This window comes from Rothia nasimurium (assembly GCF_928381705.1).
GTDB lineage: Bacteria > Actinomycetota > Actinomycetes > Actinomycetales > Micrococcaceae > Rothia > Rothia nasimurium_G.
The window spans coordinates 1-24,301 of sequence record NZ_CAKMSR010000015.1 but is presented as its reverse complement, the minus strand read 5'-3'; the positions used below and the strand labels follow the sequence as shown (position 1 = coordinate 24,301).

Genomic DNA, 24,301 nt, shown 5'->3' with positions numbered 1-24,301 from the left:
GGTCTCGATTTATCACGGTGAGAGACCCTCACACTAGTACAGAGGGGGGAAACTAGGAGCGAAAAACATGCACCAGGGGCGGGATGTTCTTTTCAGAAGCTCTGAGTCTCGAACACCGGTTAGATCATCGAGTGTAAGGAAAGATGGTTACCACATCCACCAAACCTTACACCTTTAGGTTATGTTCTCCCACGTCTCGCTTATATCGCAGTTTTATTGTGCGGCAAAAATTTTTGGGTGAAAACAAAGGGCCTTAGGTAGCGGGGGCCCAGTTGAGGGCAAGAGTGGTGTCTTTGAGGCTGGGGTAGAAGTGGGAGAGGTAGTCGGTGACGGTTTCAGCACAGCTGGTGGTGATAGGGGAGTTCCCGGCAGAGGCCTGCTCGGTGAAGCTCACAGCTAGGGGGCTGCCTGCTGTGGTGAGTTTGATGGCTGCGGAGTAGCTGCGGTGGGTGAAGGGTAAAAGGAGCTGGTAGCTGCCGTCCGCCTGGGGGTGGACGGTGCCGCGGACGCTGAAACGCAGCATGAAGGTTTGTAGGGGCGGGATGAAGCTGGTGGGGGTGAAGACCCAGTCCTGGTCTTCACTCACGCGTGATACCGAAAAATGGCGGTTGGTGCAGATGAGCTCTTGCCCCTGGGGCAGGGCAAAGACGAAGGCGGAGCAGCCTGATTCGAGGCTGAGCAGGGTGTAGGTGGCGTTGAGGGTAAAAGCACCGGGATTAGTCGGGTCAAGCTGAATGTCGAGGTAGCAGCTTGAGGTGAGCACCTGGGGGTTGGTGCGGAGGAACTGGACGGTTTCTGAGTCGTCGAAACCTTGAGTGGCTGCCTTGTGGAGGGCTTTTTGGGTGCGTTCGTCGAAGCCGAAGGTTTCGCTGAATAGGTCGATGGTTTCGCTGCTGATGTGTTCACCGGTAATAGCGCGGCGTACCCGGTCTTTGTACTTGTGGGGCGGGATTTCTAGGCCGTAGACGGTGTGCTGGTGGGCGCTGATGGTGCGGGCGATAGCCCTGATAGAGAAGGGGTTGGCTTCGCCCAGTTTTTCGTGGTGGATGTAGCGTTCCCAGGTGTCGCGCACATAGGGTTCCAAGAGCTCTGAGCGGAGTAGGGCGCTGACTAGCTGGGTGGTTGAGTCTGAGTGGGGTGTAGTAGACATGCTATGAGGTGGGGTCGGCGGGGGTGAGGCGGGAGAGCCAGGCGGGGTCATCCCCGTGGTAGTGGCGGATGGCGCCCTCGTAGTCGGCGTCCCAGAAGTAGGCGAAAACGGTATCCTCGGCGATGGGGAAGCTCATGGAGTAGCGCTGCTGGGAGGGGAGCTCAACGACTTCTAGCAGGCTTTCGTCCTTCATGGTGTGGGACCAAATTTTTTGAACCATATTCGAGGGCTCCGCATCGAAAGTGAGCGCTAGGGAGACGTTGAACCGTGCCGGGGTGAAGGGCCCCAAGGAAGCGTAGTTGCGGTCTTCTGGTTCTAGCAGCATGCGGTCGATGTTGAGGTCGATGCGGTAGCGAATCTGGTGAACCTGGCCGTAACGGATTGGAACAGGCGGTTTGATGGCTAGCTGCCACATGGTGTTTTCCTCGTGATGGATATGGGCGCGTTCATGCTCGTTCATAGAGATGAGTTCGCCACCTTCAACAAGGGTGGCGGTAGAATCCGTGGACTCGAAGCGCGGAGAGATGAGGGTGAGCTCATCAACCTCAGAGCGGATAATCTCGGTGACGACGAAGTGGCGCATGAACCCGAAACGGTCGACGTGGCCGTCCATCAGGGTGGAGAGGGAGGTGTAGTTGCGGGTGTCGATGGTGCGTTCGGCGCTGGTGAGGGTCTCTGCCCGCTGGGCGAGCTTGCGGCTGAGGCTGTGGGCTGAGAGGGCCCGCTGCAGTTCTCTGGCTTCGGCTGAGGTGAACTCGAAGGCCGTGATGAACATGTGGGCGGTGGCGTCCGAAATCGCTTCACCGTTCAGGGCGCGCGAGACCCGGTCTTTGATGGTGGCCGGGTCGATGTCCTGGTCCAGGTAGTCAGAAAGCTCGTAGGCGATGAAGGTGGCTACGGCTCGTTGGTTGATGGAGTTACCCCGGCGTCGTTGCACGTGCCGCATCCACTTTTCCCGGTAGGGCGGCTTATTCAGCAGGGAGAGCAAGATTTCGTGGGGGACGCGCGGGGTGAGATCTACTAGATCAGCGGACGGGGGCATGAGCGGGTTTACTCCGTGACGCTAGTGGCACCCAGGTGGGTGAGCAGGAAGGAGTAGTCCCAGGCAATTTCACGCCAGGCGGTGTAACGGCCTGATCCGCCGCCGTGGCCGCCGTCCATCTCAATTTTGAGCAGGGGAGTGGGGGAGGCCGGGTCGATGGTTTCGCGCAGGGCTGCTACCCACTTGGCGGGCTCGACGTAGAAGACGCGGGTGTCGTTGAGGGAGGTAACAGCTGCGATGGCCGGGTACTTGACGGGGCGGATGTTTTCGTAGGGGGTGTAGGACTTCATGTAGTCGTAGACCTCCTTGTCGGTGATGGGGTTGCCCCATTCTTCCCATTCCAGGGCTGAGAGGGGCAGGTTGGGGTCGAGAATGGTGGTGAGGGCGTCCACGAAGGGGACCTGGGCCAGGCAGGCCGCGTATTTTTCGGGGGCCATGTTGACGACGGCGCCCATGAGCAGGCCGCCGGCTGATCCACCCATGATACCGATACGGGCAGCGTCCACCCATGCCTGGGAGGCTAGGAAGTCGGTGGCGTCGATGAAGTCGGTGAAGGTGTTTTTCTTGGCTAGCTTCTTGCCCTCGGTGTACCAGGCGCGGCCCATTTCGCCGCCACCGCGGATGTGGGCAACGACGAAGATAACGCCGCGGTCCAGCACGCTGAGGCGGGCGGTGGAGAAATAGGGGTCCATGGAGGACTCATAGGACCCGTAGCCGTACTGAATCAGGGGGTTTTCCCGCGACTTATCGAGGTCGGCGCGGTGCATGACGGAGAGCGGAATCATGGCTCCGTCCGCTGCCGGTGCCCACATGCGGTAGGCGGTGTAGTTCTCGGGCTCGTAGCCGATGACGGGGGTGCGGCGGCGTAGCACGAGGTCGTCGGTATCGGGGAAGTAGTCGTAGACGCTGCTGGGGGTGAGGTAGGAGGTGTAGTTTAGGCGGATAACCGGGGACATGATGTTCACACCGGAGAAGGCTGACGTGTAGAGCTCTTCGGTGAAGCCGCCGGGCTCGTAGAGGTCAATACCCTGGGGGTGGGCAGAAGCTACCTGCTCAGCGAGAGCGGTACGCGGGGCCACGAATACCTTGACGGTGGTGTTCTCGCGGGCCATGAGCACCAGATGGTTGCGGGAGAACTTGAAACCCTCTAGGCGGACGTCCTCGCGGTGGGGCACCAGGGGAATCCAGCTGGCCTTGAAGTCGGCAAAGGGTACATATTCTTCCCGCAGGGGGGCCAGCACGATTTCACCGTTGGGAGCCTCATAGTTATGGCCGATGACCAGATAGCCGGTGCCTTCCACGTCGATGATATCGGTGGAGTATTCGATACCGGCGTCCCGCTTCATAATGAGGGTGGGTTCTAGCTGACCAAGCTCATGAATGTTGATAATGCGGGTCTCTGAGTACTCAGAGTTGGATGAGGTAATGACCACGTGGGTACGAGAGGACGACATACCAGCACCCAACCAGAGGCCGTTATCGTCTTCGCGGTAGAGGGCAAAATCTTCAGAGGCATTGGTGCCGATAGCGTGGGCGCGCACCTCATAGGGGCGCCAGGACTCGTCAGCTACCGAGTAGATCAGGTGCTTAGCGCCGGAGGCAAAGAAGGCGCCAGCGAAGACGTCCTCAATCTTTTCCTCCAGAATCTCGCCGGTGTCGAGGTTCTTGAAGTACTGGGTGTAGCGCTCATCGCCCGAGTCATCAACACCGAAGGTCAGCAGGGAGCCGTCGCGGGTGACCTGGAAGGAACCCAGGGAGAAAAAGGCCATGTCGCGGGCAAACTCGTTGCAGTCCAGCACGACCTGCTCGCCGTCAAGCGGCTCACCGGGGCGGACGACCGGCGGCTGGTAGCGCTCTTCAACGCTGCCCTCTGTAAGGGCGGGGACGCGGCACATGACCGGGTACTGTTCACCGGCAACCGTGCGGTTAAAGTACCACCAGGCCCCGCGGCGCGAGGGCACCGACATATCGGTGAGCTGGGTGCGCCCCTTAATCTCTTCAAAAATAGCGTCCCGCAGGGGCTGCTGGTCTTCTGTGACCGCCTCGGTAAAGGCGTTCTCAGCGCGTAGATGCTCTAGAACCTCGGCGCTTTCCTTATCGCGCAACCACTCATAGTGATCAACAAAAGTATCACCGTGATGGGTGCGCTCAACGGGTACACGCTTGGCAAGAGGAGGAGTCAGAGACATCATCAGCCCTTTCGTAAAAACTCGCTTCCCACCATTCTAAATGACGCTCACAGAACGTAACGTACGCAATACAAGGACACATGCTGAAACTTTAGAGCTCTTTCTTGACGCTCCCCGGGTGAGCCAGCCAGACTAGAGGCAGGTCAAGAGAACCAGCGCTAAGCCCCAGCTAGCTGGTCGGCAACCCTCCACTCGCGGTGGGGTGCCCTGGGTGAAGACCTGGCGTACCTACCGAGAACCAGGTACGCAAGCGCGGGACCGATGTGCCTCTATCTTCTGTGAGGGCATCAGATTTTTTTCCTCCTTACCCGGGCGGAAGATACGGCATGCGGCCCGTTTCAACTGAACACTGAGACAAACCTTCATTAAGGAGTAGCCGCATGACCACCGAGAACACCGTTCCCACCCCCTCCAACCCCACCGGCTGGAAGTTCGAAACCCAGCAGATTCACGCAGGCCAGGAACCCGACCCGGCAACCGGCGCCCGCGCCCTACCCATCTACCAGACCACGTCCTTTGTCTTCAAGGACTCCGCCCAGGCAGCAGGCCGCTTCGCCCTCTCAGAGCTTGGCCCCATCTACTCCCGCATCAACAACCCCACCCAGGAAGCCGTTGAAAACCGTATCGCTGCCCTCGAAGGCGGTGTCGGTGCCCTGCTGCTTGCCAGCGGCCAGGCAGCCTCAACCTTCGCCATCCTGAACATCGCCGGGGCCGGGGACCACATCGTTGCCTCCCCCTCCCTCTACGGCGGCAGCTTCAACCTGCTCAAGTACACCCTCAAGAACCTCGGCATCGAAACCACCTTCGTTGACGACCCCGCCGACCCCGAGTCCTGGCGGGCAGCAGCCCGCGAGAACACCAAGGCCTTCTACGCAGAAACCCTGCCCAACCCCCGCGGCGACGTCCTCGATATCGAAGCTATCTCGGGCGTAGCCCATGAGATCGGTGTGCCCCTCATCGTCGATAACACCATCGCCACCCCCTACCTGCTCAACCCCATCAAGCACGGCGCTGACGTGGTCATCCACTCAGCCACCAAATACCTGGGCGGCCACGGCACCTCGGTCGGCGGCGTCATCGTAGACTCCGGTAACTTCGACTACGGCGCCTACCCCGACAAGTACCCCCTCTTCAACCAGCCCGACGAAAGCTACCACGGCCTGGTCTACGCCCGCGACCTCGGCGCGGACGGTGCCTTCGGAGTCAACCTCTCCTACATCCTCAAAGCCCGCGTCTCCCTCCTGCGCGACCTGGGCTCATCCATCTCACCGACCAACGCCTTCAACATCGCCATCGGCCTTGAAACCCTCTCCCTGCGCGTAGAACGCCACGTAGAGAACGCCCTCAAAGTCGCCCAGTTCCTCAAAGACCACCCCCAGGTCGAATCGGTCACCTACTCCGGCCTGCCCGATTCCCCCTACTACGAACTGGCCCAAAAGTACCTGCCCAAGGGTGCTGGTGCCGTCCTCGGCTTCACCCTTAAGGACGCCGACGCCGAAACCGCCCAGAAATTCGTGGACTCCCTCTCCCTCCACTCCCTGCTGGTCAACATCGGTGACGTGCGCTCGCTGGCCGTACACCCGGCGTCCACCACCCACAGCCAGTCCACCACCGAAGAGCTTGAAGCCATCGGCATCAACCCCGCCTTCATCCGCCTCTCGGTAGGTATCGAACACATCGACGACATCCTCGCCGACCTCGAACTCGGCTTCACCGCCATCCGCTAAGGAAAGGTAGCTCAATGACGACCGCCCGCCCCGCTGAGACCACCCCCACCCGTACCGACGGCGTCCTCACCTACGCCAAAGTCGGTGATCTGACCCTCGAATCAGGGGCAGTATTGCCCGATGTCACCATCGGATACGAAACCTGGGGAACCCTCAACGAGGCGGGCGACAACGCCGTTTTGATCCTGCACGCCCTGACCGGTGACACCCACGTCTCGGCAGGGCGAGTAGGGGCGGACGCCAGCGAGCAAGACCGCGCCTACGCGGAAGCCGCCGGGTGGTGGCCCACCGCCGTCGGCCCCGGCCGCGTGATCGACACCGACAAATACTTCGTCATCTCACCCAACATGCTCGGCGGCTGCTACGGCACCACCGGCCCAGCCTCACCCGCCCCGGCCAGTATCGACCCCGAACAAAAACCCTGGGGCTCCCGCTTCCCCCTCGTTACCATCCGCGACGGCGTCCGCGCCGAAAAACGCCTGCTCGACCAGCTCGGCGTTACCTCCCTCCACCACGTCATCGGCGGCTCCCTCGGCGGTGCCCGCGCCGCCGAATGGGCCGTCACCTACCCCGAGCTCGTCCGCTCCTGCGCTGTCATCGCCTCCGGCCCCGCCGCCACCGCCGAACAGATTGCCTGGGGCCACATGCAAAACCTGGCGATCCGCCAAGACCCCGCCTTCGCCGGCGGCGACTACTACCCCGGCCCCGGCCCCGTCACCGGCCTGGCCCTGGCCCGCCGCATCGCCCACACCACCTACCGCTCCGCCGCTGAACTCCACTTCCGCTTCGGCCGCGACGCCCAAGACGGCCACAACGTCCTGCACCCCGTTTCCACAGAACGCGGCCGCTACCAGGTCGAAAACTACCTCGACCACCACGGCACCAAACTCACCAACCGCTTCGACGCAGGCTCCTACCTCGCTATCAACGAAGCCCTACTCTCCCACGACCTCGGCCGCGACCGCGGCGGCCTCGAAAAAGCCCTCGCCCGCACCACCTGCAACTGGACCATCGCCTACGTCGACTCCGACCGCCTCTTCTTCCCCTCCGACTCCCACATCCTGGCAGCCTCCCTGCCCAACCCCGTAGAGCCAGCCGTCATCCACTCACCCTGCGGCCACGACGGCTTCCTCATCGAACACGAACAGCTCGAAAGAATCCTCGCCACCAGCATCGAAACCCAGGACGCCGCCGACGAAGCAAAATTGAGGGGGCGCAAGCACCTGTGGGCAGTGGCCTAAGGCTGGCTCTGCCGGTGGTAAGTTGGGGGTTATGAACCAGTACACTGTTGAATATTCAAAGGCAGAACCCTTTCGCCGGGGTACCCACCTGGTTGTCCTTCTGCACGGCTACGGCTCCCATGAACGCGACCTGCTGGGGCTCACCCCCTATCTGCCCAGCGAAAAGGTGACCTACGCGTCCGTCCGCGCACCCCAACCCGTCGGCTACCCGCTACCCGCCGACGCCGACTCCGCCTACGTCGAGGGACCCGCCATGGGCTACCAGTGGTGGCCCCTCAACCAGCAACTAGAAACCGTCGGCTTTACCGCCATCGAACTGGCCGTTGACTATCTGCTGGGTTGGCTCGAACCCATCGCCGCCGACTACAACAGCGTGACCCTGCTGGGCTTCTCCCAGGGCATGGCCCTTGCCACCTCGGTAGCCCGCGCCCGCCCCGACCTCATTAAGGCCGTGGTGGGGCTCTCCGGCTACGCCGTGGCCGGGGGAGAGCACTACTTCAAGGACGCCCAGCTAGCGGACGAGCCCCTACCCCTCTTCTGGGGCCGCGACGAAGCCGACCTCATCATCACCGCCGACAAAATCGCCTACACCCGCGAATGGGTAGCCGGGCACACCGACCTCACCGCCCACACCTACACCGGCATCGGGCACGGAGTCGCCGCCGCAGAACTCACCCACATCACAGCCTTCCTCAATGAGAAAGTGCTTGCCGAATAATGATGTGTAAGGACTGCGGGCTCGCCTTTAACGGGCTAGGGGAGCCCGCAGATCAAACGCGAAAATAATTGCCTGGGCTAGCTGTTTTTCCTGAGGCTCCGTGAGGTAACCAATCGTCCGCCCTAGGGCGTCCTGACGGACCGTCAGAATGTTATCCACAGAAATAGCGCACTCACGGTCAAGACCGTTAGCAGGCCCTAGCAAGACCTCGCTCGATAACCCCTTGATCGTTGAGGTGATAGGAGCGATGGTCACCTTAGTCATCGCAAACCGCGTAGGCTCACGGGTCAAAACAACTGCCGGCCTTGTCTTATCGAGATGCACTAAACAAATTTCGCGCACGGTTCAACACCTACTGCTGAGACGAAGGTGTGCCGCTGGCCCAGTCCACTAACTCATCCAGGTCATCCTCTGGGCCCAGAGAAGCCAGAATAGCTGCATCAACTAAAGCCGCCCGGCGTCGCCTCTCATGCTCAAGAGCCTCAGCAACAATCTCAGCGCGGCTTCTAGCCTGGCCTTCCTCAACCTCGTGATCAAGAAAGGCCACTAAATCATCGGGTAAACGGACTGCAATCTGAACTGTCATAACCCGAGAATACCAATATGGGATTCACTTGGCTAGAGGTTATTCAACCTCCACCTGCACGGTCACGCCGTTCAGCTCAACGATATCGCCAGCGTGCAGCTGACGCCCGCGCTGCTCACAAATATCACCGTTCACCTTCACCAGGCCGTCCTGAATCACCTCACGGGCATGCACCCCGTTCTCCACCAGATTCGCCAACTTCAAAAACTGGCCCAAGCGAATCATCTCATCACGAATAAAAACAGACTCAATACTCATACCCACCACTCTACCCGCGCCAACACTCGCACCCCTACGTACGGTAGGCTTAAAGACGAGTGCGCCACCCGGCCCACTTTCTTTTTACATCCAAGCACGCCACAACCGGTGGCGCAGGCTCATAGGAGAAACCAAAAACCATGGCACCGAAGTCCAAACTCGACAACGTTATTTCACTGGCCAAGCGCCGCGGATTCGTCTTCCAGGCAGGTGAAATCTACGGAGGATCCCGCTCAGCATGGGACTACGGCCCGCTCGGTGCCGAACTCAAAGAAAACATCCGCCAGCAGTGGTGGCAGACCTTCGTGCGCGGCCGCGAAGACATGGTCGGCCTCGACTCCTCCATCATCCTGCCCAAGGCCGTCTGGGAAGCATCAGGTCACGTCGCCACCTTCACCGACCCTCTCGTCGAATGCCTCTCCTGCCACTCCCGCCACCGCCAGGACCACCTGATTGAAGCCTTCGAGGCCAAGAAGGGCCGCGCCCCCGAAAACGGCATGGGCGACATTGTCTGCCCCAAGTGCGGCACTAAGGGCCAGTGGACCGAACCCCAGAACTTCTCCGGCCTCATGAAGACCTACCTGGGCCCCGTCGACAACGAAGAGGGCTTGCACTACATGCGCCCCGAAACCGCCCAGGGCATCTTCGTCAACTTCAACAACGTCGTCACCGCCGCCCGCAAGCGTCCGCCCTTCGGCATCGGCCAGATCGGCAAGGCCTTCCGCAACGAAATCACCCCCGGCAACTTCATCTTCCGAACCCGCGAGTTCGAACAGATGGAAATCGAATACTTCGTGCACCCCGATGACGCCCCCAAGTACTACGACCAGTGGATCGAAGACTGCTGGAACTGGTTCGTAGACCTCGGCATCAACCCCGACAATATGCGCAAGTTCGACGTGCCCGAAGACGACCGTGCCCACTACTCAGCCGGCACCATGGACCTCGAATACCGCTTCGGCTTTACCGGCTCAGAGTGGGGCGAACTCATGGGCGTTGCCAACCGCACCAACTACGACCTCGGCGTGCACAACGAACACTCCAACGCCAAGCTCGAATACTTCGACCAGGGCACCGGCGAACGCTACGTACCCTACGTCATCGAGCCCTCCTTCGGCCTAACCCGCTCCATGATGGCCTTCCTCGTCGACTCCTACGTCGAAGATGAAGCCCCCAACACCAAGGGCGGCGTTGACAAGCGCACCGTGCTCAAGCTCGACCCCCGCCTGGCTCCCGTCAAGGCAGCCGTCCTGCCCCTGTCGAAGAAGGAAGACCTCGTCCCCACCGCCAAGAACCTGGCCGACGAACTCCGCCGCAACTGGAACATCGACTACGACGACGCCGGCGCCATCGGCCGCCGCTACCGCCGCCAGGACGAAATCGGCACCCCCTTCTGCATCACCGTCGACTTTGACACTCTCGAAGACCAGGCAGTCACCATCCGCGAACGCGACACCATGACCCAGGAACGCGTCTCCCTGGACCAGGTCACCGCCTACCTGGCAGCTAAGCTGACCAAGTAGGGTGCACCTAGTCTAAGGATGTAAAAGGACGGACGTGCGTTCGCCTGCTGACCCTCTTGGGACTCGCGCTGGGGCGCTCACCCCAATTCACGCCAGCCCCGAGCCAGCAGGCTCTCCGCACGTCCGTCCTTTTCCTATACCTCCAGCACCTTCGGCGCTAGATTTCTACCCGCTTCAAGTCGAGGGTCAGGTGGCCTGCCACTGAACGGGCGGCCTCCCAGTCGCTGCGCAGCACAGCTTTCAGTACCGCGTCGTGGTACTCGCCGTCGATCAGGAAGGCCTCGCGGCGGCGTCCTTCGGGCACAAAGCCGCAGGAGGTATAGACGTGCTTGGCTCGCTCGTTGAAGTCCAGCACCTCTAGCTCAATGCGGTGCAGATCCAGCTTCTCAAAGCCGTAATCCACCATGAGCTTGGTCGCCTCGGTTCCGTAGCCCTTGTTCTGGCCTGCCTGACCAATGGCGATACGGTAGTTGACCGACCCGTTGTCGGGGTCGTACTCGTTGAAGGCTACCTCGCCCACATACTTCTGCTGGTCGAGCGCAAAAATAGCCAGATCAAGGCGGTTCTTCTTATCGTTGCGGCGGGAGTACCACTCGCGGGTCTTGGCCTCATTGAAGGGGTGGGTTTCCGTTGAGCGGGAGTGCACGGTGCCGGTCTTAACCAGTACCTCCGGCTCCTGCAAAATCTCAATCATGGCGTCGATGGCTTCAGCATCAAAGGGGCGTAGCTCAATGCGGGAACCGGTCAGAGTGGGCTTGTGGGCAAGGGGGGAAGTCATAACACCACGCTAAATAATAGAGTCAAACAAACTTTAAGCCCTTAAAGTCTAGCCGGTAACGGGCCGGTGAAATCAAGGTGCCGCCTACCCGGTTCACGCTCAGCGTGCAGGCTTTCTGCCGCACGGACGCCCGCAGGTAGGGTAGGGGCGCTAAAGTAGATGGGTACACCCCGGCCGGCTACCCGAAAGGCACCACCATGAGCACCGCCAAGAACACCTATACCCTGCGCCCCTGGCGCGAGGGCGACACCCTAGCCCTGCTCGAATACTGGCACGATGCCGAAAACCGGCAGGTAGCCGCCTTCCGCTCGTCCTTTGGTCCCGATTCCGACACCCGTTTCTCCCGCACCCTCATTGCCGAGCACCAGGGAGTTCCTGTAGCCGCAGGTACCGTGTACGAGACCGACCTGCACCCCAACCGCCTCTGGTCCTACATCGAAGTAGCCCCCGAGCACCGCCGGGCAGGCCTGGGCAGCCTGCTCCTAGAGACCCTGAAGGACGCCGCCGCCTCATCTTCTCGCGGCGTTTCGGCTTTCCGCGCCACCGTGGAGCCAGAATCCACTGGCCTTAACTTCGCCTTAGCCCGTGGTTTCAAGGCTGCCCAGCGCTCACGCATGGTGCGTATTGAGGCCGGGGCAGTGCCGTCCGTACCCCTGCGCCAGGACGACTTCGAACGCATCACCCAGGCCATCGAAGACCTAGCCACCGGGTCAGTGGAACTTACCCAGCGCTTCTGGGACTTCTACCGGGCCGTGCACACCTGGGATGAACCCGCCGACCTCCCCATAGGCCGCATTAACCGTCTCTTCCTCTCCGACGAAGCTGAAGCCCTGGGTGCCGTCGTGCTGCGCGACGATGTGCTGCGTGCCCAGGCCAACGGGAAGAAGGGGGACATTATCGCCTTTGCTGTGAGCTACCGCCCCATCGAGGTAGATGCTGGCCAGATGCCCGTCTCTGAAGATGATGCCACCGAAATTACCATCGGCTACCGGGTGGGCCACCCCGGCGCCCGAGAGGCTATCATGCAGCTGCTCTCGGTACTGACCGGCTCCTACGCTGTGCAGATCGAGGTCGATGACTTTATGGAGGATCTAGCCGTGCTGATTGACCAGTTGCTGAAGATGGGGGCTGCCACCGTGACCAGCGAGTCCCTGGTGCTGGTTGACGGCTAAGCAACCATGGACGATACACGTGTAGAGAGAATCTTGCGCGTGGTTGAGTGCGTGCCTGCCGGGCAGGTTGCTACCTACGGGGACGTCGGTGCGGTCGTCGGTGAGTCTCCCCGGCTGGTGGGGCGCGTGTTGGCGACCTGGGGATCGAATGTTCCCTGGTGGCGGGTCTGTAACGCCCGCGGTGAGATACCGGGGCACCTAGAGCAGGCGTACTCCCATTGGCAGGACGAGGGCACCCCGCTACGAGTGGACGGCCGAGTCGCTCTGGGCGCTGCCCGTATGGACGCGGACGCCCTGGCTCGTCTCTCTGCCCAGCGGTTAGCTGAGCTGGGGGAGGGCTAGGCAGGAGCTAGACACCGATGTCGCGGGCTTTGCGCCTCTGAGCTGAAGCCTCCCGGGCGCTACTGCTTGAACCGATGTACCCGATCAACGGCCAGATTGCAGCGTTCTGAGCTTGCATATCCCAAAAGATATTGAGAATTGCCCAGAGAACCCAGGTAATAGTAAGCGCCCAGGCAAAGAGTCCCGGTCGCCATACCATCGTGCGGCTTCCCCTGGGGCGCAGGAACCACTGAGTGAGCACCGTACCAACAGCCACGAGGCCAATCGCCCACAAGGTGATAGCTAGTTCTCGGCTGAGGTACCAGGTGATACAACCGTGGAGACCCCACAGTCCCACCATGATGAGGGGTGCGTAGATGCTGTTACCAGGGGAGGGGCGTCGAGTCGTCATTGAAGATCACCAATCCTGTGACTTTGCGGGCTGAGTTGAAAGAGAGTTGGCCGACCGGCTCTCCACGTTCGTGGCGCAGCCGGTAGGTGAGAGTAAAGCCGGAGCCTGCCTGCTCCACTACCGTTTTCTTGACTTCGACAAAGGGGCCATTTGCCTCAAGCACCTGCTGCCAGGTTTTCAGAATCTTGCGTTTAGACAGTAACCGGGTTGTGGTATAGGTCATGTGGCTGTGTATATGCTCAATGTCTTCGTGGGCAAGTGCGGCGAAGAGGGCCTCGGTGACTTGTTCCAGTTCCACCTGAATCTGCGAGAGAGACCGGGCGTTGTAGACAGTCTCTGAAAAGCGCTGGGCAGCAGCCTGCTTGGTCACTCCGATAGCCGAGCCGATGAGCTGCCAGGTGGCACCGCCTGCGCGAGCTGCCTGCACGGCGTCCTCAAGCGCACGGGTTGCCTGGCTAACCTGCTCATTAGCGGTGCGGACGGCGGTAATGCGCGGGTCGTTGGACTGCACGGGGCCTCCTTTCTTAGGCGCTTTCTTAGGTGCGTCAATCAATCTTGACGTATCACAAGTATGTGATTATTCTTGGGTGCCTGTCAAGAGATTTTGACGATTCACCGATTGGGTCTGAGGTGCTGCCTATACTGAGGGCGTGCATGTGGAAAATGTTTACTTTAAAACTAACCCCTGTTACTTCTTTTGCTGCATCTGTCAAAAATGACATGACTAGGCATGTCATCGATTGACATAATCATGCTTTATTGTTCATCTCAGAGTGAAATATTGTCTTTTTTTCTTAAAAAGTTCGCTTAGTAGTTGCTCAGCCTACTGAAAGTGTGTAAGGTTATTACCAGTTGCTCAGCCTGCTGATAGCACTCATCGGGAGAGCTTGGCAGGCGCAACACCTCGTACTGAGAGTCGCAAAGAAAGGCAATAGCTCATGGCTACCAACGAAACCATCGAAACCCTGCGCAACAGCACCGTGTTCGGCACCGACGGCGAAAAGATTGGCAAGGTAGGCGAGCTCTACCTCGACGCCCAGACCGGCGAACCCACCTTCGTCACCGTCAACACCGGTTTCTTCGGCACTAACGAATCCTTCATCCCCGTGGACAAGGCCCGCTATGCAGGCGAAGAAATCCACGTTCCCTATACCAAGGAATTTGTCAAGGACGCCCCCAGCATCGCAGAAGACGGCGAACTCTCACCCGCTGAAGAGCAGCGCCTCTACGAGTACTACTCACTCACCGCAGGTACCGCAACTGCCGGTGTAGCTAACACCGAGCGTCCTGCCACCGACGCCCACGCAGCCCAGGCCACTGCAACCGCCGAGAACGGCGACGTTGTCGCTCACGAAGAGCGTCTGAATGTTGGCACTGCCACCAGCGCAACCCAGACCGGCCAGGTCCGCCTGCGCAAGGTCGTCCGCACCGAAACCGAAACCGTCGAGGTGCCCGTCCGCAAGGAAGAAATCGTTGTTGAGCGCACCAACCTCAAGGACGGCGAAGTTGTAGAAAACTACGACTTCGACTCCGCCGAGGCACAGGCAGATGTTACCGTCACCGCCCACGAAGAGCGCCCCGTTGTCTCCACCGAAACCGTAGCCACCGAGCGCGTCTCAGTTGGCAAGGAAGTACGCACCGACACCGAGCGCGTCTCAGCAGACGTCCGCAAGGAAGAAATCGTTGTAGAAGGCGACAACAAGTAAGCCTCGCTCTAAGCCTCTAGCGCTGAACCACAGCCTCATGAAGGGCCCCGGGAATGAACCACCCGGGGCCCTCTTGTGTTGCTCTAGCTAACAGCGTCCCCGCGGGGTTTGTGCCAGAATTGGAAGGTTATGACAGAAGAGACTTTAGAGACCAGCCAGACCCCGGCACGCGCCAAGCAACTAAAATTGCCTCCCCTGCACCTGGGCAAGCACACCATTGACACCCCGGTGGTGCTGGCACCCATGGCTGGCGTTACTAACAAGGCCTTCCGCCGGCTCTGCCGCGACTACGGTGGCGGGCTGTACGTGACCGAGATGGTCACCGCGCGGTCCCTGGTGGAGCGCAACCCCGAGTCCCTGCGCATTATTGACCATGACGGCGACGAAAAAATCCGCTCCATCCAGATTTACGGGGTGGACGCCGTCAACGTGGGTAAGGCAATCCGCATGGTAGTCGAAGAAGACCGCGCCGACCATATTGACCTGAACTTCGGCTGCCCCGTGCCCAAGGTGACCAAGCTGGGTGGCGGCTCAGCCCTACCCTGGAAGACCGACCTCTTTACCGCTATCGTCCAGACCGCCGTGCGCGAGGCTTCTCGAGGGGATGTGCCCCTGACTATCAAGATGCGTAAGGGCATCGACGAGGACCACCTGACCTACCTGGAATCAGCCAAAATCGCCCGCGACGCCGGGGTTGCAGCTATCGCCCTGCACGGCCGCACCGCCGCTCAGCACTACTCGGGTAAGGCTGACTGGGGCTCCATTGCCCGCCTGTGCGAAGCTATCCCCGACGTGCCAATTCTGGGTAACGGCGATATTTTCTCAGCCGAGGACGCCATCGCCATGGTTGAACAGACCGGGGTGGATGGCATTGTGGTCGGCCGTGGCTGCCAGGGCCGCCCCTGGCTCTTTGGCGACCTTCAGAACGCCTTTGAGGGCTCGGAAGAGCGCCACCGCCCCTCTGTTTCTGAGGTAGCGGATATGATTTATCGCCACGCGGAACTGCTAGTTGAGACCTTTGGGGATGAGACCCGCGGCCTGCGAGAGATCCGCAAGCACGTGGCCTGGTACTTCCACGGCTACCCGGTGGGCGGCAAACTGCGCGCCAAGATGTCTACCGTGCCCACCCTGGAAGCCTTCCGCGAGTACCTAGCGGAGCTGGATCACTCCATCGGCTACCCCGGTGCCGCCGTCGAGGGACCCCGTGGCCGAGCTGGCAACCCCAAGAAGCCCCACCTACCCGACGGCTGGCTGAACTCCCGCGTCCTGGGAGACGCCGAGCGTCTGGGCCTGGTGGATGCTGAACTGGATATCAGCGGCGGCTAAAGGTGCGGACGGCCGGGCCCGCCTAGTCCATATCGGGCGGCGGTGGGTCGGTGGGAGTTTTACCCTTCCAGAGGTTGATATCCCACATGATAGAGAAGGAGCTCACCATGTGGAGGCTGTGAAAGAAAGGTCCGCACTCTTCACCGTAGATGTCGCTGCTTGGGTCTGATGCGGCAATGGCCCGCACCGCCGTGATGTTGAGGCCGATGACGAGAATCAGTAGGAGAAGCCCGAGTATCCACTCGTAGACGAGCAGGGAAGCTGTTGCCATGGTGAGCAGGAGCGTGGCCCAACCTCTGAGGTTATTGCCCAGGAAGAACTCGTGGGTGCCGAGGTAGCCCTGCCAGCAGGCCATCTGGTAGGCCCTGGATTTGGTGCGGATCAGCCTTTCATAGCGAAAACGCTCCAGATCGCCGTAATTGGGTACGTACTTCTCGCTCATAGAAGACGACTGTACCTTCCAGTAGGGGGGCGCAAACCATAGGTTACATTTGAGTGCTTACCAGAATCGCGCAGTGTCCACGCCGTGTGTGGACGCTGCGCGATTCTTGTAGACGGTGGTGACGAGCTGGTTATTAACTTTGATTGCACTCAGGGTACCGAAGCAATTCCGGGGTGGGCGGCCGAGAACGGCTATGGAACCAAAGACTTTGTGAAACGTGGTCCTGCCGAGTGGAGCATCACGGTCATCAAGGCGTAACTGAGCTGACCTAGTTCTCGGAAGATATGAGCTTGCGGTTAAGAAGCCCTAATCCGGCGATTCATTAAATTTTCTTGTAGGTAACTAAAAGCTTCATATGCGTGTTCTTTGCACACGCATATGAAGCTTTCACTTACCTACAGTCGTTTGGAAGAGATCGTCATAGACCCCAAAACGCCCTGGGTATAGAATTACGGTATGCAGATTGAACTGACCCGGTTTCGGGTTAAACCTGGCAAACGGCGCAAGGTTGATGAGTGGATGGTTTTCCTCAACGAGAACATGGAGACTGTCAAAGAGACACTAGAGTCTGAACACATGTACGTTGAGACAATCTTTGCTGAAACGATTGACGGCGATGATTACCTTTACTGGTACTCGGTGCGCGGTGAGGCAGGCTTGGAACAGAAAGTTACTGAGTCTGAGCACTGGTTAGATGAAAAGCACGTCGAGTACTGGCGTGAATGCATCGATTCTACTTACCCACCGCAAGACCTGTCGCCGCGTGTGCACATGCTGCCTGACCGCGTCCTTGCATCCATGAAGCCTCTACCCCAGTAAACAAGTGCTTACCAGAATCGCGCAGTGCCCACGCCATGTGTGGACGCTGCGCGATTCTTGTAGACACTGGGTTCGCGGCGCACGCGCGGACGGACGCGACCGCCTTCCCGCCGCAAGTCAGGGAGGTAAGGCGAGGGGCACCCCGCCTCAGCTTGGGCCTAGCCTCTAGACTTAAAGGCATGAGAACCCACACTATCAGCCCCGAAGCCCCGGCCGATACCGCAGAGATCCGCGATCTGCTCCTGGCAGCCTTTGATACCAGCTATGAGGCTGATCTGGTGGAAGCCCTGCGCGGCAACCCTAATGCCTGGGAGCTGGGAATCTCCCTCACCGCCCGTGACGCCACCACCGGTGCCCTCATCGGCTATGTTCTCATCAGTCGTTGCTGGGTAGGCTCCTGGACCGCCTATGCTCTAGCGCCGCTGGCCGTCCACCCCGACTACCAGGGCAGGGGAGTGGGCACCGCCCTTACCCTTGAAGCGCTGGCGCGCGCACGTGCGTCCGCCCAGATCAGCAATGCACCCACCAGCCTGATGGTGTTCGGAGAACCTACCTACTACAGCCGCTTCGATTTCGTGCCGGCAGCCCGCCACGGGGTGCGTGCCATCATCGACGGTATCGAGCCCGCGGCCCTAGCTGAAGCCCTGCAACTGATCAACCTCACCCCTGACTTCCCACCTATCTCAGGCGAAGTCACCTGGCCCGCCGAATACGGCCTTGACCAGGGAGATGACCTCTAAACTAGGACCCCAGGCGTACACCTACCCGGCAGAGAAAAGACGAGAAACATGAGCAGCACCTTCACCCCCGAACAGGCCCCCACCCCCGGCTACAGCGCAGCGGACGCCGAACGCTGGGTTCCCGAACACCACAAGTTCGTCTACCGCTCACCCTTTGAGCGCGACCGCGCTCGCGTGCTGCACTCCTCGGCCCTGCGCCGCCTGGGCGCTAAAACCCAGGTGGTTGACCCCGACACCGACGACTTTGTGCGCACCCGCCTGACCCATTCTCTCGAAGTAGCCCAGATTGGCCGGGAGCTAGGCCGTATGCTGGGGTGCGACCCCGACGTGGTCGATACCGCCTGCCTCTCCCACGATCTAGGCCACCCGCCCTTTGGCCATAACGGTGAAACAGCTCTCGACCGACTAGCAGCGGATGCCGGTGGTTTTGAAGGCAACGCCCAGACCCTGCGCCTGCTCACCCGGCTAGAACCCAAGGTGATTAGACACGACGGCGGGTCGGCGGGGCTGAACCTCACCCGGGCGTCCCTGGATGCAACCTGCAAGTACCCCTGGACTCGCGCTCAGGCCCCCGTCCGCACCGATGGTAAACCTAACCGTAAATTTGGTGTCTATGCCGATGACCTACCCGTCTTCGAATGGCTCCGCGCCGGGGCCGCTGAAGCCGGGGCCGCACCGACTCAAAAGTGCATCGAAGCCCAGGTCATGGATCTTGCCGACGATATCTCCTACTCCGTGCACGACGTCGAGGACGCCGTCTTCGGCGGGCACGTGCAGCTCGACGAACTAAAAAATGCGGACGCCCGCCAGCAGGTTTTCGACAAAACCCGCCTCTGGTACCTGCCAGGGGTCGAGGACGCAACCCTCGATCAGGCCCTGACCCGGTTAGAGAACCTCAACCGCTGGGTTCCCTACATGAGAGGCACCCGCTCCTCGATGGCGTCCTTCAAGGCCCTGACCTCTAAACTCATAGGGCGCTTCGCTGCCAGCGCCATGCTGGCAACCCGTGATGTGTACGGGGATGAACCGCTGACCCGCTACCGGGCCCAGCTGGTCGTACCCGAAGAAACCGAACATGAAATCGCCGTGCTCAAGGGCATCGCTGCCGCTTTCGTCATGGCTCCTCGCGACGCAGCAGCCGCCCAGACAACCGATGGGAACCAACAGGAAATCCTCGAATTTCTAGTCCACGCCCTCTTCGATAACCCCGGCTACCTCGACCCGGTTTTTGCCGCAGACCTGCAAGAACTTGGCCGTAACGATGCCGCCGCCCGCCTGCGCCTGGTCATTGATCAGGTCGCCTGCCTGACCGACCGCTCCGCCCTGGCCCTCTTCAAACGCATCACCGGAACCCACTGGGCAGTGGGGGACAAACCTCTCTGGTAAGCAAAATCCACAGGCTTGACGCCCCCGACTAGAATTGAACCCGTGGCAGGCTTAATCAAACGAGAAGACATTGACGAGGTGCGCTCGCGCACCGACATTCGCGAAATCATCGAAGGGTACGTGACCCTCAAATCCGCCGGTATCGGCTCTTTCAAGGGCCTGTGCCCTTTCCACGATGAGCGCACCCCGAGCTTCCATGTGCGACCCCAGATGGGCACCTACCACTGCTTCGGCTGCGGTGAATCGGGCGATGTGATCAGCTTCCTCATGGAAATGGACCACACCTCCTTCACCGAAACCGTCGAAAAACTAGCCGCCCGCATTGGCTACGAGCTTCACTACGAGCAAGGAAGCGGCATGAGCCGCGAAGAGGTAGGACGCCGCCAACGCCTGCTCGATGCCCACAAAATCGCCGCAGAGTTCTTCCAAAAAAACCTCTACACTCCCGCCGCCGTTGAAGCCCAAAAATTCCTCGGCGCCCGCGGCTTCGACCCCGCAGCCACCCAAAAATTCGGGGTCGGCTACGCCCCCCGCGGCTGGGATAACCTGCTCAAATACCTCATGAACAAAGGCTTTACCACCGAAGAACTCCGCGAAACCGGCATGTTCTCAGAAGGGCAGCGGGGCCTCTACGACCGTTTCCGCGGGCGCATCATCTGGCCCATCCGCAACATCACCGGCGAAACCATCGGCTTTGGCGCTCGCCGCCTCTTCGAGGACGACCAGGGCCCCAAATACCTCAACACCCCCGAAACCCCCCTCTATAAAAAATCACAGGTGCTCTACGGGCTAGATCTGGCCAAGCGCCCCATCGCCAAGAAGAAGCAGATTGTGGTGGTCGAGGGCTACACCGACGTCATGGCCGCCCAGCTAGCCGGAATCGATACCGCCGTAGCCACCTGCGGCACCGCCTTCGGTACCGACCACATCAAAATCGTGCGTCGCCTGATCTCCGATGACGGCACCGGCGGCGAAGTTATCTTCACCTTCGACGGGGATGCCGCCGGCCAGAAAGCAGCCCTGGCTGCTTTCTCAGAAGACCAGAGGTTCGTCGCCCAAACCTTCGTCGCCGTCGCAAAAGACGGCATGGACCCCTGCGACCTGCGCCTAGCCCGCGGGGACGCCGCCGTGCGCTCCCTCATCGCCTCCCGGCGTCCGCTCTTCGAATTCGCCATCAACGCCACCCTCGCCAACTACGACCTCGGCACCCTTGAAGGGCGCGTGCGCGGCATGCGCGCCATCGCCCCCATCATCGCCGGAATCAAGGACGCCGCCCTGCGCCCCGCCTACGTACGGCAAGTATCCGGGCAGTTAGGGCTCGACGCCGCCGAAGTCCAACGAGCCGTGAGCGCTGCAGCAGCCAATCCGCAAGTGTCCGCCAGCCAAAGGGCAGAGGCTGCAGAAGCCGAACGAGCCGCCCGCGCCGCCACAGAAGAGACCCCCGCCCCCGCTGAGGATCCCTACGAGCTACCCGACCTGCGTGACCCCGCAGCCCGTACTGAGCGCGAAGCCCTCGAAATCGTGCTGCAATACCCCCAATACCTCTCCCTCGAACAGTGGCAGGAACTTGCCACCGTACACTACCGCTACCGAGCCCACAGCGGCATCGCCCAGGGCATCATTGGAGCTGCCTCCACCATCGCCCCCGAACCCGGCGCAACCTGGGTCAATACTGTGCGAGCTCACGCACCCGAGCCCGTCCACCCCCTTATCGCAGAACTCACCGTCGCCCCCATTCCAGCCCGCACCGACGAGCAACTGGTGCGCTACTCACAGGACATCCTCAACCGACTCTTCGAACAAGAAATCACCCGACAAAAATCAGACCTACTCATGCAGCTCCAACGCCTCTCACCCCAGAGCGACGCCCAAGCCTACCGAGAAATTCAACAGCAACTCCTCACCCTCGAACTCCGCCGCCGCAGCAAAATGCAAGGCCAAGACTAATATGTGATTGAGGTAACTCATTCTCGATTTGCGCGCGGCAAAAACCCTGTGTAAAGTTATTACTCGTTGCAGCGATGGAAACAAAGCAAACAACATTCCCCCGTAGCTCAATTGGCAGAGCATTCGACTGTTAATCGAAGGGTTACTGGTTCGAGTCCAGTCGGGGGAGCAAACAAACAGCCCGGTCTTATGGCCGGGCTTTTTTGTATGCTTAGGCTCTCCATTCACTAAGAGTGGTGGCTTTGCCTGAAGGGGCGTAGCATGTGAACTGTTCCATAGTTCATAGATGAAAGAATAGAAAATGTCTGACCAGCACCTTCTCAACGACCTCTACGCCACCGCCGCTCGAAACGAAAAAGACGTCATCACCTGGCGTCACCACCTTCACCAGCACCCAGAGCTTTCAAACCGCGAGACCAAAACAGCGGCTTACATTGTTGAACGCCTCAAGGATATGGGCTTCGCAGATACTGACATACAGCAGAACATCGGCGGAACCGGAATCATCGCCACCCTGCGAGGGGGCATCTCCTCAGAAAAGGCCGTTCTATTACGCGCGGACATGGACGGCCTGCCCGTCAAAGAAGAAACCGATCTGCCCTATGCCTCTGAAGCAGTAGATGAAAAATACCCCGGTGGTCCCTTCCCCGTTGCCCATGCCTGCGGTCACGACTGCCACGTCGCCATGCTGTTGGGCGCAGCGCGTGCCTTCACAGCGCATCGGGAGGAACTCGCCGGAACCATCTACTTCGTTTTCCAGCCAGCTGAAGAGGGTGCCCCCGTGGAAGAAGAGGGCGGCGCTGCCTACATGCTAGCTGATGAGGCTTTTGACTCACTCGACCCCCAGCCAACTCTGGCCTTTGGTATGCATGTGATTCCTGCACCAAGTGGCTATGTGGGATGGGCCTCGGGTGTGCAGCACGCTTCATCTGAAATGGTCAAGATAACTGTGTGCGGTGAGCAGGTGCACGGTTCATCGCCGTGGGCGGGACGAGATCCGATGCCAGCGGCTGCGGACATCATCAGCGCCATGGGGCAAATCTACCGCCAGATAGATGCTAAAGACGCGTTTACTATTTCTATTGGACATGTTGAAGATCAGGGGCGTTTCAACATCATCGGCGAAAAAGTAACCCTCTGGGGCACCGTGCGCTGTCTAAAAGACGGGCTGATGGACGCCGTCAACACTAAGATTTCCCGTACAGCTACCCACATTGCAGAAGCCTATGACTGTACAGCTACCGTTGAGTTCTTGCAGCAAATTCCGGCTGTGGTTAACGCGCCCGAAACGGTCGAAGTCTTGCGCCCTGCTTTGGAAAGCGCAGCAGCAGACCCGGATCAGGTCTTTGCAGCGCCAGCGTCACTGGGGTACGACGACGTCTCTGAGTTCATTAACCGGTACACCGGTATGTATGCCCTGCTCGGTGTGCAGGACGTGAAGTTCGGCTCGGGTGCTATGCCAGAACCTGTTGATGGCGGGCGCGGTTTTGCTCCCAATCACTCACCGCGTTTCTACGCGAATGATGAAGCCCTCATCACGGGCGTCCGAATGCATCTTGCGGTTGCACTGGCCCATCTCGAAGCAGCGCAAGACTAAGAGCCAATAATCGCATCACAAATCGGGGCGCAGTCGCCACAAGCCCTTAAAAGCCGGTAAACTTACTATTTGGTACACGTAATACGCAAGCACGCTTATCGACATATAGAGAGGTGGCACATGACCACTCCCAACGACCTGAACGGCTCACGCCGAGCCCAGGGTCTGCGCGCTGGCTTCAACAACATCAAAGCTAGCGTTACGAACGTGGCTGACGCAGGCAAGGTGCTCACCAACCTGGCCCCTAAGCAGCTCAAAGACGAAATCCAGATTGCTAAGATTGAGGTCAAGGAGAAGGGCATCGCCCTGGGTAAGGGCGCCGCTGTTGCAGCAGTAGCCCTGGTCTTTGCCCTCTTCATGGCAATCGCCCTGGTTATCCTGGCCTACGTTGGCCTGGCAGCTATCATGCCCAACTGGGCGGCAGCCCTGGTTCTGTTCGTCCTCTTCCTGCTCCTGGCCGCTATTGCTGGCTTCGTGGGCTTCAAGATGATTAAGGCTCAGCTGCCCTTCAAGCCTGAATCAGCCATTTTCGGTCTGCTCTACGACCTGGGTGTTCTGAAGGAAGGCTCCGCCATGACCTCAAAGCGTCTCAAGCGCGAGCAGGCAGAGAAGGCAGAGGCCAAGAAGACCGAGCAGAAGACCGACGACAAGAAGGACAGCGGCGAGCAGCAGACCCCCGCTACCCCTGCCCCCAGCAAGGAACAGCTCTTGCAGCGCACCAAACAGCGTCGAGAGCACCTCAAGACCCTGCGCGACGACATCGAGACCTACTCACGCGACGTGCAGGCAGGCGCCCAGGGCCTGGTGCAGAACGCCAAGACCTCCGCAAAGAACGCTCCTGCTACCGCCGTTGACGGCGGTAAGAAGCTGGCCGCAAACGCCTCGAACCCCGAGACCCTGCAGGCCCACTGGAAGTCCTTTGCAACCCTGGCAGCTTCCCTGGGAGCCTTCTTCGTCTTCCTCGGCAAGCTCATTAGCCGCCGCAAGTAAGACCCGCCCTGCCTCAGATGAGGCGGCACAAGCGTCCTTGCGCTCACGCCCGCCCCGGCACCACTTGCCGGGGCGGGCTTTTTACTGCCCAGAGAAAGAGCGGACGCCGGGGGGGTGGGGGGAGAGGTCTGCCGGTGAACTGACGATTTTCTTTGCCGGGCGCCTGGCCGTTGAGAAGAATATCGATGTGCTCATTGAGGGTTTTTCGCTTCTTCCTGCTGAGCTGCGGCA

The 24,301-nt window shown here is 60.1% G+C and carries 24 protein-coding genes, 1 tRNA gene, 1 pseudogene and 1 riboswitch; of the genes and pseudogenes, 16 read left to right on the top strand and 10 right to left on the bottom strand.

Annotation, left to right across the window (positions count from 1 at the left end; all coding sequences use genetic code 11):
* Window positions 1-253: 253 nt before the first annotated feature.
* Genes L6762_RS11075 through L6762_RS11065 form a run of 3 tightly spaced genes read right to left on the bottom strand, consistent with a single transcriptional unit; the run spans window position 254 to window position 4,384 of the window.
* Window positions 254-1,150 (bottom strand): hypothetical protein, encoded by an 897-nt coding sequence (locus L6762_RS11075; RefSeq protein WP_237187309.1) that lies wholly within the window; start codon window positions 1,148-1,150, stop codon window positions 254-256.
* A gap of 1 nt (window position 1,151) precedes the next feature.
* Window positions 1,152-2,192 carry a hypothetical protein gene (locus L6762_RS11070; RefSeq protein WP_237187303.1) on the bottom strand — a complete coding sequence of 347 codons (1,041 nt, stop codon included), beginning with the start codon at window positions 2,190-2,192 and terminating at the stop codon, window positions 1,152-1,154.
* 8 nt (window positions 2,193-2,200) lie between these two features.
* A complete protein-coding gene (locus L6762_RS11065; RefSeq protein ID WP_237187302.1) occupies window positions 2,201-4,384 on the bottom strand; it encodes a S9 family peptidase in 2,184 nt (727 codons plus the stop codon).
* A gap of 138 nt (window positions 4,385-4,522) precedes the next feature.
* A riboswitch (SAM riboswitch) is annotated at window positions 4,523-4,640 on the top strand.
* A gap of 121 nt (window positions 4,641-4,761) precedes the next feature.
* Here L6762_RS11065 and L6762_RS11060 point away from each other — a divergent pair.
* Genes L6762_RS11060 through L6762_RS11050 form a run of 3 tightly spaced genes read left to right on the top strand, consistent with a single transcriptional unit; the run spans window position 4,762 to window position 8,067 of the window.
* Window positions 4,762-6,108, top strand: coding sequence for an O-acetylhomoserine aminocarboxypropyltransferase/cysteine synthase family protein (locus L6762_RS11060; RefSeq protein WP_237187301.1), 1,347 nt, complete (start codon window positions 4,762-4,764; stop codon window positions 6,106-6,108).
* A 14-nt stretch (window positions 6,109-6,122) separates the two neighbouring features.
* The gene (gene metX, locus L6762_RS11055) at window positions 6,123-7,349 is read left to right on the top strand and encodes a homoserine O-acetyltransferase MetX (RefSeq protein WP_237187294.1); all 1,227 of its coding nucleotides are present in this window, start codon (window positions 6,123-6,125) and stop codon (window positions 7,347-7,349) included.
* Window positions 7,350-7,380: 31 nt separating this feature from the next.
* The gene (locus L6762_RS11050; protein WP_237187293.1) at window positions 7,381-8,067 is read left to right on the top strand and encodes an alpha/beta hydrolase; all 687 of its coding nucleotides are present in this window, start codon (window positions 7,381-7,383) and stop codon (window positions 8,065-8,067) included.
* Between the two features lie 27 nt (window positions 8,068-8,094).
* On the opposite strand, the gene L6762_RS11045 is transcribed toward L6762_RS11050, so the two are convergent.
* The 3 genes from L6762_RS11045 to L6762_RS11035 are packed head-to-tail and all read right to left on the bottom strand — an operon-like array spanning window position 8,095 to window position 8,911.
* Complete coding sequence (locus L6762_RS11045) at window positions 8,095-8,391, bottom strand: type II toxin-antitoxin system PemK/MazF family toxin (protein ID WP_272878708.1); 297 nt, start codon at window positions 8,389-8,391, stop codon at window positions 8,095-8,097.
* A gap of 28 nt (window positions 8,392-8,419) precedes the next feature.
* Complete coding sequence (locus tag L6762_RS11040; protein ID WP_185173332.1) at window positions 8,420-8,653, bottom strand: ribbon-helix-helix domain-containing protein; 234 nt, start codon at window positions 8,651-8,653, stop codon at window positions 8,420-8,422.
* Between the two features lie 39 nt (window positions 8,654-8,692).
* Window positions 8,693-8,911: an RNA-binding S4 domain-containing protein gene (locus L6762_RS11035; protein WP_237187291.1), complete on the bottom strand. Its 219-nt coding sequence runs from the start codon at window positions 8,909-8,911 to the stop codon at window positions 8,693-8,695.
* Window positions 8,912-9,051: 140 nt separating this feature from the next.
* On the opposite strand from L6762_RS11035, the gene L6762_RS11030 reads away from it, so the two are divergent.
* Window positions 9,052-10,434 carry a glycine--tRNA ligase gene (locus L6762_RS11030; protein WP_237187289.1) on the top strand — a complete coding sequence of 461 codons (1,383 nt, stop codon included), beginning with the start codon at window positions 9,052-9,054 and terminating at the stop codon, window positions 10,432-10,434.
* 157 nt (window positions 10,435-10,591) lie between these two features.
* Here the strand turns inward: L6762_RS11030 and L6762_RS11025 are convergent, their stop codons facing one another.
* Window positions 10,592-11,212: a GNAT family N-acetyltransferase gene (locus L6762_RS11025; protein ID WP_237187288.1), complete on the bottom strand. Its 621-nt coding sequence runs from the start codon at window positions 11,210-11,212 to the stop codon at window positions 10,592-10,594.
* A gap of 197 nt (window positions 11,213-11,409) precedes the next feature.
* Between L6762_RS11025 and L6762_RS11020 the strand changes: the two genes are divergently transcribed.
* Both L6762_RS11020 and L6762_RS11015 read left to right on the top strand, forming a co-directional pair.
* A complete protein-coding gene (locus tag L6762_RS11020; protein WP_237187287.1) occupies window positions 11,410-12,384 on the top strand; it encodes a GNAT family N-acetyltransferase in 975 nt (324 codons plus the stop codon).
* A gap of 6 nt (window positions 12,385-12,390) precedes the next feature.
* A complete protein-coding gene (locus L6762_RS11015) occupies window positions 12,391-12,726 on the top strand; it encodes an MGMT family protein (protein ID WP_237187286.1) in 336 nt (111 codons plus the stop codon).
* A gap of 362 nt (window positions 12,727-13,088) precedes the next feature.
* On the opposite strand, the gene L6762_RS11010 is transcribed toward L6762_RS11015, so the two are convergent.
* Window positions 13,089-13,628, bottom strand: a complete 540-nt coding sequence (locus tag L6762_RS11010) for a DUF3887 domain-containing protein (protein WP_237187285.1) — start codon at window positions 13,626-13,628, stop codon at window positions 13,089-13,091.
* A 427-nt stretch (window positions 13,629-14,055) separates the two neighbouring features.
* Here L6762_RS11010 and L6762_RS11005 point away from each other — a divergent pair, with 427 nt between their 5' ends.
* Window positions 14,056-14,823, top strand: coding sequence for a DUF2382 domain-containing protein (locus L6762_RS11005; RefSeq protein WP_237187284.1), 768 nt, complete (start codon window positions 14,056-14,058; stop codon window positions 14,821-14,823).
* A gap of 129 nt (window positions 14,824-14,952) precedes the next feature.
* A complete protein-coding gene (gene dusB, locus L6762_RS11000) occupies window positions 14,953-16,149 on the top strand; it encodes a tRNA dihydrouridine synthase DusB (RefSeq protein WP_237187282.1) in 1,197 nt (398 codons plus the stop codon).
* Between the two features lie 22 nt (window positions 16,150-16,171).
* Here the strand turns inward: dusB and L6762_RS10995 are convergent, their stop codons facing one another.
* On the bottom strand, window positions 16,172-16,591 hold the full coding sequence (locus L6762_RS10995) for a hypothetical protein (protein WP_237187281.1): 420 nt from the start codon (window positions 16,589-16,591) through the stop codon (window positions 16,172-16,174).
* 108 nt (window positions 16,592-16,699) lie between these two features.
* Here L6762_RS10995 and L6762_RS10990 point away from each other — a divergent pair.
* The 8 genes and pseudogenes from L6762_RS10990 to L6762_RS10955 form a co-directional block, all read left to right on the top strand.
* Window positions 16,700-16,849, top strand: a pseudogene (locus L6762_RS10990) (oxidoreductase); the annotation flags it as partial.
* Window positions 16,850-17,047: 198 nt separating this feature from the next.
* Window positions 17,048-17,410 (top strand): DUF6176 family protein, encoded by a 363-nt coding sequence (locus L6762_RS10985; RefSeq protein WP_237187280.1) that lies wholly within the window; start codon window positions 17,048-17,050, stop codon window positions 17,408-17,410.
* A 179-nt stretch (window positions 17,411-17,589) separates the two neighbouring features.
* The gene (locus L6762_RS10980; RefSeq protein WP_237187278.1) at window positions 17,590-18,150 is read left to right on the top strand and encodes a GNAT family N-acetyltransferase; all 561 of its coding nucleotides are present in this window, start codon (window positions 17,590-17,592) and stop codon (window positions 18,148-18,150) included.
* A gap of 48 nt (window positions 18,151-18,198) precedes the next feature.
* Window positions 18,199-19,536: a deoxyguanosinetriphosphate triphosphohydrolase gene (locus L6762_RS10975; RefSeq protein ID WP_237187276.1), complete on the top strand. Its 1,338-nt coding sequence runs from the start codon at window positions 18,199-18,201 to the stop codon at window positions 19,534-19,536.
* 42 nt (window positions 19,537-19,578) lie between these two features.
* A complete protein-coding gene (dnaG, locus tag L6762_RS10970; protein WP_237187275.1) occupies window positions 19,579-21,483 on the top strand; it encodes a DNA primase in 1,905 nt (634 codons plus the stop codon).
* A 96-nt stretch (window positions 21,484-21,579) separates the two neighbouring features.
* A tRNA-Asn gene (locus L6762_RS10965) sits at window positions 21,580-21,652 on the top strand.
* 132 nt (window positions 21,653-21,784) lie between these two features.
* Window positions 21,785-23,080, top strand: a complete 1,296-nt coding sequence (locus L6762_RS10960; protein ID WP_237187273.1) for a M20 metallopeptidase family protein — start codon at window positions 21,785-21,787, stop codon at window positions 23,078-23,080.
* Window positions 23,081-23,200: 120 nt separating this feature from the next.
* Window positions 23,201-24,070, top strand: a complete 870-nt coding sequence (locus L6762_RS10955; protein WP_237187272.1) for a phage holin family protein — start codon at window positions 23,201-23,203, stop codon at window positions 24,068-24,070.
* A 43-nt stretch (window positions 24,071-24,113) separates the two neighbouring features.
* Here the strand turns inward: L6762_RS10955 and L6762_RS10950 are convergent.
* On the bottom strand, window positions 24,114-24,301 hold a 188-nt coding region (locus L6762_RS10950; RefSeq protein ID WP_237187271.1), incomplete at its 5' end, for a hypothetical protein.

Excerpts from the sequence above, each read along its gene's own strand:
- L6762_RS11040 (WP_185173332.1), bottom strand. The coding sequence starts at position 8,653 with ATGACAGTTCAGATTGCAGTCCGTTTACCCGATGATTTAGTGGCCTTT.
- L6762_RS11005 (WP_237187284.1), top strand. The coding sequence starts at position 14,056 with ATGGCTACCAACGAAACCATCGAAACCCTGCGCAACAGCACCGTGTTC.
- L6762_RS11020 (WP_237187287.1), top strand. The coding sequence starts at position 11,410 with ATGAGCACCGCCAAGAACACCTATACCCTGCGCCCCTGGCGCGAGGGC.
- L6762_RS11015 (WP_237187286.1), top strand. The coding sequence starts at position 12,391 with ATGGACGATACACGTGTAGAGAGAATCTTGCGCGTGGTTGAGTGCGTG.
- L6762_RS10960 (WP_237187273.1), top strand. The coding sequence starts at position 21,785 with ATGTCTGACCAGCACCTTCTCAACGACCTCTACGCCACCGCCGCTCGA.
- L6762_RS10955 (WP_237187272.1), top strand. The coding sequence starts at position 23,201 with ATGACCACTCCCAACGACCTGAACGGCTCACGCCGAGCCCAGGGTCTG.
- L6762_RS10995 (WP_237187281.1), bottom strand. The coding sequence starts at position 16,591 with ATGAGCGAGAAGTACGTACCCAATTACGGCGATCTGGAGCGTTTTCGC.
- L6762_RS10975 (WP_237187276.1), top strand. The coding sequence starts at position 18,199 with ATGAGCAGCACCTTCACCCCCGAACAGGCCCCCACCCCCGGCTACAGC.
- dusB (WP_237187282.1), top strand. The coding sequence starts at position 14,953 with ATGACAGAAGAGACTTTAGAGACCAGCCAGACCCCGGCACGCGCCAAG.
- L6762_RS11035 (WP_237187291.1), bottom strand. The coding sequence starts at position 8,911 with ATGAGTATTGAGTCTGTTTTTATTCGTGATGAGATGATTCGCTTGGGC.
- L6762_RS10985 (WP_237187280.1), top strand. The coding sequence starts at position 17,048 with ATGCAGATTGAACTGACCCGGTTTCGGGTTAAACCTGGCAAACGGCGC.
- L6762_RS11025 (WP_237187288.1), bottom strand. The coding sequence starts at position 11,212 with ATGACTTCCCCCCTTGCCCACAAGCCCACTCTGACCGGTTCCCGCATT.
- L6762_RS11070 (WP_237187303.1), bottom strand. The coding sequence starts at position 2,192 with ATGCCCCCGTCCGCTGATCTAGTAGATCTCACCCCGCGCGTCCCCCAC.
- L6762_RS10980 (WP_237187278.1), top strand. The coding sequence starts at position 17,590 with ATGAGAACCCACACTATCAGCCCCGAAGCCCCGGCCGATACCGCAGAG.
- L6762_RS11030 (WP_237187289.1), top strand. The coding sequence starts at position 9,052 with ATGGCACCGAAGTCCAAACTCGACAACGTTATTTCACTGGCCAAGCGC.
- metX (WP_237187294.1), top strand. The coding sequence starts at position 6,123 with ATGACGACCGCCCGCCCCGCTGAGACCACCCCCACCCGTACCGACGGC.
- L6762_RS11075 (WP_237187309.1), bottom strand. The coding sequence starts at position 1,150 with ATGTCTACTACACCCCACTCAGACTCAACCACCCAGCTAGTCAGCGCC.
- L6762_RS11060 (WP_237187301.1), top strand. The coding sequence starts at position 4,762 with ATGACCACCGAGAACACCGTTCCCACCCCCTCCAACCCCACCGGCTGG.
- L6762_RS11050 (WP_237187293.1), top strand. The coding sequence starts at position 7,381 with ATGAACCAGTACACTGTTGAATATTCAAAGGCAGAACCCTTTCGCCGG.
- L6762_RS11065 (WP_237187302.1), bottom strand. The coding sequence starts at position 4,384 with ATGATGTCTCTGACTCCTCCTCTTGCCAAGCGTGTACCCGTTGAGCGC.